At 52.3% G+C, this 11,976-nt stretch carries 12 protein-coding genes and 1 pseudogene; 10 read left to right on the top strand and 3 right to left on the bottom strand.

Features of this window, described 5'->3' with window-relative positions:
- Positions 1-112: 112 nt before the first annotated feature.
- The 8 genes from KNP06_RS14640 to KNP06_RS14605 all read left to right on the top strand — a co-directional run bounded on the left by KNP06_RS14640 (position 113) and on the right by KNP06_RS14605 (position 5,127).
- Positions 113-496, top strand: coding sequence for a hypothetical protein (locus KNP06_RS14640; RefSeq protein WP_214712803.1), 384 nt, complete (start codon positions 113-115; stop codon positions 494-496).
- Between the two features lie 532 nt (positions 497-1,028).
- Complete coding sequence (locus KNP06_RS14635; protein WP_214712802.1) at positions 1,029-1,676, top strand: DUF2750 domain-containing protein; 648 nt, start codon at positions 1,029-1,031, stop codon at positions 1,674-1,676.
- A 145-nt stretch (positions 1,677-1,821) separates the two neighbouring features.
- Positions 1,822-2,583, top strand: coding sequence for a hypothetical protein (locus KNP06_RS14630; RefSeq protein WP_214712801.1), 762 nt, complete (start codon positions 1,822-1,824; stop codon positions 2,581-2,583).
- Between the two features lie 25 nt (positions 2,584-2,608).
- Positions 2,609-2,884: a hypothetical protein gene (locus tag KNP06_RS14625; RefSeq protein ID WP_214712800.1), complete on the top strand. Its 276-nt coding sequence runs from the start codon at positions 2,609-2,611 to the stop codon at positions 2,882-2,884.
- Positions 2,884-3,117 carry a GNAT family N-acetyltransferase gene (locus KNP06_RS15495; protein WP_214712798.1) on the top strand — a complete coding sequence of 78 codons (234 nt, stop codon included), beginning with the start codon at positions 2,884-2,886 and terminating at the stop codon, positions 3,115-3,117. Before KNP06_RS14625 ends, KNP06_RS15495 begins: the two co-directional genes overlap by 1 nt.
- Positions 3,118-3,160: 43 nt before the next feature.
- Positions 3,161-3,643: an SRPBCC family protein gene (locus tag KNP06_RS14615; protein ID WP_214712795.1), complete on the top strand. Its 483-nt coding sequence runs from the start codon at positions 3,161-3,163 to the stop codon at positions 3,641-3,643.
- A 7-nt stretch (positions 3,644-3,650) separates the two neighbouring features.
- The gene (locus KNP06_RS14610; RefSeq protein ID WP_214712793.1) at positions 3,651-4,127 is read left to right on the top strand and encodes a GNAT family N-acetyltransferase; all 477 of its coding nucleotides are present in this window, start codon (positions 3,651-3,653) and stop codon (positions 4,125-4,127) included.
- Between the two features lie 19 nt (positions 4,128-4,146).
- Entirely contained in the window at positions 4,147-5,127 is a 981-nt protein-coding gene (locus KNP06_RS14605; RefSeq protein ID WP_214712791.1) for a Gfo/Idh/MocA family protein, read from the top strand.
- A 47-nt stretch (positions 5,128-5,174) separates the two neighbouring features.
- On the opposite strand, the pseudogene KNP06_RS14600 reads toward KNP06_RS14605, so the two are convergent.
- Positions 5,175-5,708: pseudogene (locus KNP06_RS14600) on the bottom strand (P-loop NTPase family protein); the annotation flags it as partial.
- A 220-nt stretch (positions 5,709-5,928) separates the two neighbouring features.
- Here KNP06_RS14600 and KNP06_RS14595 point away from each other — a divergent pair.
- Positions 5,929-6,495 carry a histidine phosphatase family protein gene (locus KNP06_RS14595; RefSeq protein WP_214707837.1) on the top strand — a complete coding sequence of 189 codons (567 nt, stop codon included), beginning with the start codon at positions 5,929-5,931 and terminating at the stop codon, positions 6,493-6,495.
- A 160-nt stretch (positions 6,496-6,655) separates the two neighbouring features.
- Here KNP06_RS14595 and KNP06_RS14590 read toward each other — a convergent pair whose 3' ends face one another.
- Entirely contained in the window at positions 6,656-10,036 is a 3,381-nt protein-coding gene (locus KNP06_RS14590) for a dynamin family protein (RefSeq protein WP_214712787.1), read from the bottom strand.
- A 17-nt stretch (positions 10,037-10,053) separates the two neighbouring features.
- A complete protein-coding gene (locus KNP06_RS14585) occupies positions 10,054-10,674 on the bottom strand; it encodes an NAD(P)-dependent oxidoreductase (RefSeq protein WP_214712785.1) in 621 nt (206 codons plus the stop codon).
- A 172-nt stretch (positions 10,675-10,846) separates the two neighbouring features.
- Between KNP06_RS14585 and KNP06_RS14580 the strand changes: the two genes are divergently transcribed.
- Positions 10,847-11,938, top strand: coding sequence for an FUSC family protein (locus KNP06_RS14580; protein WP_214707830.1), 1,092 nt, complete (start codon positions 10,847-10,849; stop codon positions 11,936-11,938).
- Positions 11,939-11,976 lie beyond the last annotated feature (38 nt).

The raw sequence follows: 11,976 nt of genomic DNA, 5'->3' as shown, positions 1-11,976 counted from the left end.
GGGTGATGGCACACCCTCATCTGAAGGCTCGGACAAAACAGAAATGGCCTGCGTCCGCACGGGCACTTCAGAATCCCACCCATCCTGAAAGGATGGGCTTGCGGCTTTAGCCGTGGGAGTGTCAAAACGCTATCAGTCAGATTTTGTACGTCCGCCGACCATTGTCGACTGCGAATTGTTGCAAGCAAATCGAACCGGGGTCTGGCTTTGTCCGTCGATTTGGTATGACTTGATTCATATCGATGTGACCGGTCGACTCAACAAGTATAAGACACCGAAGCTTCTTCACGATAGCTCGGCGCTGACGATTCAAGGTCAGGTCGGCTACATCGTGAAAGACGAAGTGTTGTACAAGTGGCCGTTCGGTGCACGGAAACGTCCTGACATTGTAGCTGGATTTTCGAGAACTGCCAGAGGGTTAGCGGAGGGCGAACGGTTCCATTTCATTCAAATCGGTGATTATGAAGTGAGCGGCGTTCGAATCGTCCACGAATGATGACCATTTTACAGTCGACCACGTCATGGTACTGACTGATGAGGATGAGCGAGACAGATGGAGTTCCATTTACCGAAGCGAATCAAGACGTTTTATTGGCGCGTTTTTCCGGTGCCATTTTTATGGATTGCCTATTATCAAATCGTTCACGATTGGCAATTGGAGCAGTTCGGTTTTGATGAGCTTGAAGATGTCGGAACGTTATTATTTATTCTTGGCGTAAGCGCATGCGAGGCTGCGTTAGTACGGTGTTCCTATGGTACGTCGTTGAATCGACTAAGAAGTTACTACTTACAACCGAATGATTTCTCGTGACGATAGACCTTGTCTATAGGTCCTTTTTTACGTTTTACAAACGTTTGGCGCAACAGAATCGTGATCATTATTGAATCAACTTGTCGGAATCAATTCCCTCTTTTTTGTAAATTCAGTATACTCATGTTATTGATGTTAGAAAGAAGGCGATGAGATGAGGCTTGATACGAATCTTTCAGGAATTTCGGTCGAAACGATTGAACAGGTAGAGTAACAAGTGGGGTCACGCTTCCCGGACGGCTTACGTGACGCATGGGGTCATGAGAACAAGTTCGAACTTGGGGATTGGTTCTTTTATCCGATCAAGGACGAGCGGTTTTTCAATAAGACATGGGATGACGTCATTCGAGCCAACGAATTGAAACAAGAGGAGTTACCGCATGGGTTCGTGACGCTTGCGACGAACGGATCCGGTGATGAGCTCGGTTTTCTAAAAGACGACCGGGAGACGATTTACGTCTGGTGGCACGAGTTAGACGAACTCCAGGTGGCGGCGCTTTCGTTTGAGGCGTTCGTCGAAGTGACGCAGGCGGAAAGCGACGTGCTCGAGACGTTTTGCGAACGAGTCGAGGAGAATGGACTCGTCTTCGGATTATCTGCGGAGCAAGACGAGGGGTGGGCGTACGCACCATCGCACGTCGAAGACACAGACGTCTTGTTATTCTTTTCGTCACGAGAGCTTGCGCTCGCGTGCCGGGTTAAAGAATGGGCCGACTATCATGTGATCGAGTTGCCGGTCGAGCTATTCCTTGAACGCTGGTTGCCGAACATGTCGGATGATGAGCTGCTGTGCGGCCTCGATTGGTCGAGCGAGCTGGTAGGGTTGGAATATGACCCAGAAACCATTCTAGAGTATTTTGAATAATTTTATTTCAAATACCGAATGTGATATCTTTTTTAAAGAAAATATAGCAACGAATATGATAAATTCTTTTTCTAAAAACGCAATCATATCGACAGAATTACTAGCGCTCACCGTGGAAAGCGACGTGGGAGAGGAGAACACATCTTTGAATGATTATAACATAGGGAATATCTTTGAGCTGTATTCAGGCAACGAGACCCTCTCGGTGGAGCAACAGGCGATGATGGATCCCATCGACGCCTACGTTGAGGCAAACCAGTTCAAACAGCTTGAACATTACCTTCAACAAACCCGAGGCATCGAGCAGATGTTGATTGATCATGTGATGATGGACCCGACTGATAACAGCCGATGGGACATGCTCATCGGGTATGAGTTGATTGATACCATCGAAGATTTTGCCCGGGTGAATAGCTTCGGTCTCACTGCCTATACGTTTCATCCGAATGACCCGTTCTATTTCGCGCTCGCCTTATATTGGGCGGGTTGGAATGACTTTGTCATCACAGACGAGGATGTCGCTTTGGCAGAGTCGCTCATCGAACAAGGACCGGAAGAAGTGAGCGGCCTGCTATGTATTGCGTTGGCGAGGAGAGACATCGATCATTTCGATTATACATATGTTCAACGAGCGATTGAACGATGCCCGTGGGCCGTCGAACCATATATGCGTCTCGGCGAACATCGCTTGCGAGCCCATCCAGCAGAAGGAAAGATGCTTCTACAGCAAGGGCTTGACCGGGTGAAGTATACATGGGGATTCGATCAAAAGGGGCGCTGGTTCAACACGGGCTCGCAGTATTTTAATCCCACCACGTGGCGACAAGACACAATCGCTGAGCTGCTCGGTCTAAGCATGGACCACGACGAGTATAAAAAATACGAGCGGATCATCAATAAAAGATAGTCACCCTAAAGAACGGAGCATTGGAATGAACACAATCGCATTAGCCAAACCATCAGATTTAACTGCAATCGAACGACTGTATCTCGCTTGTAAAGACGATTTGCTCGCCCGACAGATTTTTCAATGGGACGACACGTACCCGAATCGTGCTTATTTCGAGATGTGTATCAAAGATGATTCTGTCTATATCATGAAACACGGTGAGGAATTGCTCGGAGTCGTTGTACTCGATCATGGCAGTCGCACGAATGGGAGGCGATTCACTGGCGTCACGACCATCCGCTCGTCATCCATTCCTTAATGGTGCATCCGGAGCGGCAAGGTCAAGGTAGCGGAAAAGCCCTGTTACATGCCTCTGAACAGTTGGCAAAAGCGGAAGGTTACACCAGTATCCGGCTCGACAGCTTCTCAGGAAATGAGGCAGCCTGCAACTTTTACAAACGACACGGCTACGTGGAACGTGGAAGCGTCCATTTCGATTCGAAACCGAAAGGGCATGAACGGTATGTCTGTTTTGAAAAAGAACTTGTCTAACGTAATGAAAAAAAGAATGTCGATCGATGAAGGAGGATTTGATGTGAAACAACTTGAAGTGGCTACATATACAATGACAATCGACGCACCGATTGACCACACGTTCGCTTGTCTCGCAGAAGACGAACACATCATCAAATGGAACGACCATTTGATTGAAAACATTTACGAGGATGGTGACACCTCACTCGTGACAGGAAAACGGTTCATCTCGGTCCAACAGTTCGAGAAAAAAGAGATTCGGGTCGAATCTGAGTTGACGTATGTCAATCGTCCTCACGAATGCGAGGTGCAGGCGGTGACGAATCAAGGGGTGTCGATTGCGACGTATACGTTGAGCGAGACGACAGACGGGACAGATGTGACGATTCGGATTTCACTCATCCCTTCATCCTGGCTATATGCCCTATATGTAAAGGCGTTCAAATGGGCGATTCGCCTGATTTACGATGAACAGTTCAAACAATTCCGGATTTACGCCGAGGCGAGTGCGCCAAAACCGTCACCTGCCCGAGAGGCGGAGTGATTCGACGATGATTGAACCGATTACCCCTTCGACGCGTGACGCGGTCCGCGCATTCTTTATCGATGCCTGGGGCTCATCTGAGATGGTCATCTCGACCGGGACGTATGGTTGCGCCACGCTTGACGGGTTCATCTGGTCGGAAACGAACGTCATCATCGGCCTCGTCACGTATGTCATTCGGGAAGACGAGATCGAGATCATCTCGCTCGACAGCCTCCAGGAGAAGCGTGGCATCGGCTCGGCACTCCTCGATGAAGTGGAGCGGTTGGCCAAACACCATCAGCTCGAACGGCTGTCGCTCATCACGACGAACGACAACCTGCGTGCGCTCTCCTTTTACCAACGCCGAGGCTGGCGCCTCGCACGGATCATCCCGGGTGCGGTCGATGCGGCCCGGTTACATAAACCGTCGATCCCCGTCATCGGGGAGCACTGCATCCCGCTCCATGACGAAATCGTCCTTAGCAAAATCATCACAACCTAAAGAAAAGAGGGATTTTCCTATGATTCGATTCGGTATCATCGGCACAAACTTTATCACCCGTTCTTTCATTGAAGCGACCCATGAAGTCGAAGGCGCATCCGTGTCCGCCGTCTATTCCCGGACAGACGAGCGCGCGAAAACGTTCGCTGAAGAATTTGATATTCCAAACACGTTCACCTCACTCGAGGAGATGGCTTCCAGTGAGTTGATCGATGCGGTCTATATCGCGAGCCCGAACTCGCTCCACGCTGAGCAGAGCCTGCTGTTCATCCGCCACGGCAAGCACGTCCTCTGTGAGAAGCCGTTCGCCTCGAACGTCGAGGAAGTCAGACTGATGCTTGAGACGGCGCGCGAACATGACGTCGTCTTGCTCGAAGCGCTCCGTAACCTATTCATGCCGAACTTCGATGTGTTGCGTCAAGAACTCCATCGGGTCGGCCCCGTCCGGCGTGTCATCTTGAACAAGTCGCAATACTCGTCACGCTACGACTTGTATAAACGTGGAGACAACCCGAACACGTTCAATCCTGCCTTCTCGAACGGCTCACTGATGGACCTCGGCGTCTATTGCCTCGGCCCGGCCTTGAAACTGTTCGGTCGACCGGACGGCGTGCAAGCAAACGCGGTCAAGCTCGAGTCGGGTGTCGACGGCAGTGGTTCGGCCATCTTGTCGTATGACGGCATGGACATCATCGTGCTCCACTCGAAGATTCACGGAACGGACGCTCCGTCCGAAATCATCGGGGAAGCGGGGCGCATCGTGATTGACGATATCGGTTCGCTCGACCGCTTGACATTCGTTGGCCGCGATGCGACGACCGTCGATTTCGGCTCAAAACAGGCGAGTCATATGACGTATGAGATTCAGACGTTCGTGAACATGATTGAAGCAGGGGAGCGGGAGACCGAGATTCACTCATTTGACGATATGCTCACACTCGCGGACGTCATGACCGATATCCGGCAGCGCATCGACGTGCGGTACCCGGCTGACGCATAATAAAGAGCCTCGAGCATTGTGCTCGGGGCTCTTTTGTTATGACTAAAATCCTCTTTTAGAAAATTCAGCACCATCGCAATCCGTTCTTCAGTCGAATAGTCGCCCTCGATTCTTAGGATGGGACAAGACAATTCAGCAAGCCATTGGTTATGTAACGTCTTGCTTCTCACTTCCGTCCCGGCATGGTCATACAGGGCGGCCCATTTCAAAAACGCTTGTGATTCCTCGTATAGGCTGCCGCCAGCGAGTGCCTCCGTTCCATAGCGTTCGAGCTCCCGTTGTTGCAATCTGGCCAAACGAACATCTGGTGGGATCCATAAAAAGATAACCAAATCAAAATAGGGCATGAAACAGTCGCCCCAACCTGCGAGAGATCCTGATAGAATCCACCGTTCAGATTGTAGCAACTCTTCTTTGAGCATCTCGCGTCGTTCAGGGACGGGTCTCGGTTCGGTGAACTTGGTGGTCCAAAAATACTCATCCGTATCGAGATATGTATGCGGCAACACGTTCGCCAACGCGTCGCCAAGCGTTGACGTGCCGGAGCCCGAAGCGCCGAGTATGTGAATTCTGCTTCTCATGTTTGCCTCTCCCATCAACCTATATTTTTTGTGGCTAACATCGTGAACTCCCACGGTATATTCTCACCGTTCCAACTTCGATGTTCGTCTTCATCGGAAAAAAATATGTAGGCGTTATCCTCTTTTTGAGGATTATAATGAAGTCACGCTGGATAATTTTACAATAAGTTTCAGTGGAATAATAGTGAATGATGACATACAAAGAACGGGAGACGATGACATGACGACCTTATATTTCGTAAGACATGCACACTCTACATATACAGCCGATGAGTGGACGAGACCTTTATCTGAAAGAGGAGCGAGAGACGTCCGTAACATCACGAACACCTTGAGTGAAGAAAAGTTTGATCTCGTCGTCTCGAGCCCATATAAACGAGCCATTCAAACGGTACAAGGGATTGCTAACCAGCTTGGAACAGAAGTGCTACTCATGGACGATTTGCGGGAACGGATGTTGACGACAAAACCGGCGGAAGATTTCACGTTGGCGATGACGAAAGTGTGGGAAGATCCTACTTTTACATGGGAAGGCGGCGAATCGAACGTTGTCGCTCAACAGCGGGGAGTCCGTGCGATTCAGGCACTACTCGACCAATACGAAGGAAAGCGAATCGCAATCGGTACGCACGGGAATATCATGGTGCTGATCCTCAATTATTTTGATGAACAGTATGGCTATACGTTCTGGAAAGAACTCGATATGCCGGACATATATAAAGTGACGTTCGATCAACATGAACTCGTGAACGTCGAAAAGCTATGGGACCGTCAAGGAGTGGTTTGAAATCCGTTCATGACGACATGAAAAAAGGATGGGGCCGGTCTCGGTCCCATCCTTGAAAGTCTACTCTCTATTCAGATACAGGTGGCGAATAAACAAGCCGAGTGCGACCGTCATGATGACGGCCGGAATCAGGCCGACGAGCAACAAAGAACCCATGCGTTCAGTCCTTTCTGAGCGCAGCGAGGCGCTGTGTCATGTCTTGGAACGATTGTCCGTCCGAGAGCACGCTCAATTCACCGGCGATGAGGTCGTTCACTTCACGGTCCCAGTCCTGGCTGAGCGTCGTCTCGAGCGCGGCAAGGTGCTTCGCCGTCCGTTCGACTTGATGACTTCCGACGCGCGCGAGTTGTTCACGCACCGCCGTCTTCAACAAGGCGCTCAAGTCGTCGCGCAACTTCGTCCGGCCATCGCCTTCGAAGAACTGGTTCGCATTCTTATAGTGCTTTAAGACGGGACGGAAACGGGCCGCCTCGAACGTGATTGGGTCGACGGCGTCGCGGAGCCAATCGATGTCGATGTCGTCTTCGAACGACAACGTCGGCAAGAGCGGACGCAGTTTGAGCGTCTCGCGCTCGATCAAGCGTTCCGTCTCCCGTTTCAAGAAGCGCTCGAGCCGATATTGGAACACTTGCAGCTCTTGATGGATGTCATACGCATACTTGTCGAGTGTCCGGCTGAGGGCGCGCTCGAGGCTCGCCTTCGATCCATCGACCTCGACCGGATGGAACGTCTCTTTGACGAAGTCCGACAGCCGGAGGAGCGAGCGGGTCTCGAGGTGGGCGAGCAACTCGTCCGTCTCGCGCTTGAACGGGTCTTCGAGCGTCGTGACGTTGAGACGATTGTCAGACGTGCGCACTTGTTCGAGCTTGTCACGGCGGGCCGCCTTGACGCTCGCATCCGCTTCGGCCTCGTGGACGACGTCCTCGAACGCGGTGACGAGGACATGTGCCTCATCTTTGATGCGGACCGCGTTCGCCTGACGCAAATCGTGGTCGACGAATTGCTCGAGCTTGGCCGAGAATCGTTCGAATCCTGCGTCCGTGCCTTGGATGGCGTTCCGGCTCGAAATCGGTAGCACCGTCGGATGACGGACACCGAGCTTCGTCAACTGGTTCGACACATAATCAGTGACGGCAAGCCGTTCCGTCTCATCGGCCGCCAAATCTGATGCGTTGACGAGGAAGAACATGTGATGGTCACCTGTCCCTTGGACCCGTCCGAGCTGGATGACGAGTTCACGGTCGGCCTCGGTGAAAGCGTGATTGTAGTACGTCACAAATAAAACAGCATCGGCGTCACGCATATAGCCGAACTGCACCTCGCTATGACGGTTGAACTGCGAGTCGGCACCCGGCGTGTCGACGAAGATGATGCCGCGCTCGGCCCAAGGGGAGTCGATGGCGAGCTCGATCTCTTTGACGATACAGCTCTTCTCTTCCTCCGTGACGAACGAGCAGAACGTGTCATAGTCGACCGTCTCCTGGCTACCGAGATAGGACAGGGGAGCGTTCTTGACGGCGTTTACGAACGGGTGGTCGAGATGGAGTGCGTCGAGTGACGCCCCGTAACCGTTCAGCTCGGCCTCGAGTTCGGCACGTGTCTTGAACGTGATCAACGCGCTCTTGTTGGCACGGCCGTTCGGCGGCACGATTTTCGTGATCGACGCCGTCAGTGGGTTCGGTGACGTCGGGAGCACCGTCTCACCGAGCAACGCGTTCAACGTCGACGATTTGCCGGACGAGAACGCCCCGAAGATGGCGAGCGTGTACGTCTCGGATTCGGCCCGGGCCAATTTATGACGGAGCGATTTGACGCGTGACTTGAATAACGGATGGTTCTCTAATATTTCACATACCGCATATTCATACGAAAAATCAAAAGACAAAGCAGTAATATCATCCACAAAAAGCGAGGTCGAAGCAACTTCTTGTTGCTGATGTTCGACTTGTTTCTGCGGTAATTGGTCGGCCGTGACGTAGTGACGGGTCTCAAGGTCCGTCAAACGCGAATCCGAGAGGTCACGTGTCGTGTAATGGGTGAGCTCGTCTCTCTGTTCGGCCAGCTGACGTTGTAGCGCCAACGTGTCGAGCATGTCATATAATTCGTCTTGCTCGGTCTCGATGGAATGGATTCGGTCTTGGCCTTCAACCTCAAGATACGTTTCGACGGACGTGACCCACGGTTCGGACACTTTCGTCACCCAAGAGGCGAGGGCCGACTCGATGTCGCGGCTGAATTGAAGCACCGTGTCACCACTGAGCGAGGCACCGGACTTCACTTGGTCACTGATGAGCGTGCTCGGTGCAGTCGGTAACGTATCCGGACGGGACAGAATCGCCTCGGGCAGTTTCAAATCGCGGACGATATCTTCGGCGTACTTGATCAAGTGGGGGCGAAGGTTCGTATCGATCAATCGGTTGAACTCCTTGACGGCAATGTCTTCACGACGCAGGCGTTCCTGTCGCGTCTTCTCTTTTGAGAAGAACAGGCCGACTTTGAACTCCGGTGCACAACTCTCGAGATAGTCCCGCAATAGTTCGCGGAACTCGTAGTTCATGATTGGCGCGCTCGCGACAATCGGTGTCTGGTGTTTGAAGAACTCGCGGCGGAACGCGGTGAGCCATATCGATTTTTTGTCGAGACGTTGCAGGCGGGCTTGAATCTCCGTCGGCTGCTTCTCGATGACCGGCAACTCGTTCAGGAGCGCGTCGTGCGCACCAGTGGACCGGGCGAGCAACGTGTCAACGAGCAAGTCGGCGCGCGCTTCCGCATGTTCCCGCGCGGCGTCGATGACGGTTTGGACGTACGTCCGGAGGCGTTCGACCTCATTTTCCGGGTGATCGAGCTCACGGAGCGAGATGTAGAACATATCGTCCGGATTGATGGCGTGACGGGTGAAGGTGGTCTCGAGCGAACGCTTGAACGTGCTGAATGGAAGCTCTCCTTCATCGTGCTTATCGATTTGGTTGATGATGATCGAGTAGGGACGTCCTTCGGCGCTAAACTGTTTCATCAGTTTAATGTTTTGTTCGGACTGGACGTGATTGTAGTCCATCATGAAGAACAGATGGTCGGCGAGAAAGAGCGAGCGTTCCGTCGCTTGACGGTGCCGTTCATCGGTCGAGTCGATCCCAGGCGTGTCCATGAGGACAACGTCGCTTCCAAACGGGAAGCGGGGCAGGGCGTACTCGACTTCTTTAATCTCTTCGATTTTGCAGTAGTCGCTCAAACGGTCGAGCTCATCCGGTGCGAGTCGAATCCAATCTGTATCGTTGACGGCGACGGATGCCCCGATTTCCCCATGTCGAAGCGTCACGATATTCGCACTCGTCGGAATCGGACTCGTCGGTAACACACCGTCCCCGAGCCAATTGTTGAGAAGTGTCGACTTACCGGCCGAGAAATGACCACAGACCGCGATCCAAATCTCGTTTTGTGTCACTTTTCGGAGCGCGGTCTTAGCGAGACGAGCTGACTCGGTCTCAGCTTGCATGTCAAATACGTCGGTCAATTGCGCGAGGCGCATGCGTTGTTCGTTCATAAATCCCCATCCCCTACTTATGATTCCGTCGTGATGCCGACGCGATGTCTACGATATGAGTTGTTTTCCCAGGCTTGAATGACGAGATCAGCCACATCGTCACGCGAGATTGGTCCCGAGTTCTGTGTCCCGAGCACGTCAGCTGCGATGACGATGTTCCCGACGGACGCGTCTTCAATCAATTGGGTCGGGCAGACGATTGTATAATCGAGCGTTGATGCATCGAGCAGTTCATATGCCCAGGCGTGATCCTCGGCCGCGGTCGTCATCGAACGTTTCGACTCGCGGGTCTCGAAACGATAGTTGTCAGAATCATGTGCCTGCAAGATGCCGGCCGTCCCGACCGTCAAGATGCGCGTGATCCCGGCTGCTTGCATCGCTGAGATGATGAGCGGCGTGAAGCGGGACAAGACGTCCTGCTTATCCGTACCGAGCGCCGACATGACGACGTCGGCCGATTTCACCGTTTCTGCGATGGCATCCGCATCGGTCGCGTCACCGATGATGACCGTGAGACGATCCCTCGGTTCAACCTCGCGACGTGACAACAGTCGGACGTCGTGGCCGTCTTTTAACAAACGTTCAAGCAACCGCATCCCCGTGCGGCCGCTCCCTCCAAATAAAGCAATGGTTGACAAGTAAACCCCTCCCAATCAAGATAAAAGAAAATATCCAACGCCATCATACCACGGAAGCGCTATCGAAACAGGAGACAACGGCTTGAAGTTGTGAGGTTTCAGGGCAGGGTAAGTGGGATACAAAAAGTTAAGACGTGTATAAGGGAGGAAGACACTTCGTTGTCGACACCGCATGAGATTTGGAGCTAGAACCATCAAGACCGGGATATCCGTCGCCTTGGTATTGCTCATCGCCGAGGCATTTCAATTTCAACAGATTGTCGTACCGGCACTCGCGGCCTCGCTCGCATTATTGCCGTCCGTTTATCAGACGGGTGTCCGGCTATTAGAAGAACTAAAAGGGAACTTGATCGGGGCTTTGCTCGCCGTCTTCTCATTAATGTTGACGCCGAACCCGACACCGATCGCCATCGGAGTCGTCATCATCATCGCCATCTCGATCCTTCTCTTTTTGAACCTCGAGTCGACGACCCGGACCGTCATCTTGACGACGATTCTGATTATGGAAGGGGCGAGCCAGTCGGACATGCCCGTCTGGATGTTCGCAGGTGAACGTTACTTGCTCATCATGATGGGGATCACCGTGGCGCTTGTCGTCAATGCGCTCTTGTTCCCGCCGCGCTATGAGCGGAAGCTTGAGGACGAGATCGCGACCGTCTCCCAAATGGCCGTCCGCATCGCGCGACTGTTCTCGGAAACAGAGGGAGGACGCTCGTCATTTGAGTCACTCGATGAGACGAAAAAGAAACATCGAGCCTCAAAGACGACGTACGACTTCTTTGAAGAAGAGATTAAAGCCAACCGCTGGCTCGAGAAGAAGACGCCGATTTATCGCCGGGCCGTCTTGAAGTCGAAGATGATTGATACGAACAGTGCCGCTATCCACGTGCTCGACAAGCTGCATGACGATTTTCTGACACTCGAACATCTACCACCTCAGCTTGAGGACGAATTGATGCGTCATATGCGGCACTTGCTCAGACGGCATGAGCGTCTATTCTCGGCTTATGAATTAGAGAACGAGCACATCATCGACCGGGAAGAGGACTTGATTCACGAGAACTTCGACTTCGCCAAGCTAATGATTGAGAGAATGCGTGAGGAGGAGGAGGACCTCATCCTGACCGTCGTCCCGCTCGTCGCGACGATGACAGATTGGGTCAAGGCAATGAATGAGCTCGAACGCTACCTCATCACCGAGATGAAGAAGCACGGGGACAACCTGAAAGTGGAACCGCGTAAGAAGTGGTTCTTTGAAGACTAAAAAAGGTAAAAAAAAAGCATCACCTAACTGGGCTTTTA

Source organism: Exiguobacterium sp. s21, from assembly GCF_018617975.1.
GTDB lineage: Bacteria > Bacillota > Bacilli > Exiguobacteriales > Exiguobacteriaceae > Exiguobacterium > Exiguobacterium mexicanum_A.
The sequence above is the reverse complement of the archived record's forward strand: the minus strand, read 5'-3'. Positions and strand labels throughout refer to the sequence as shown.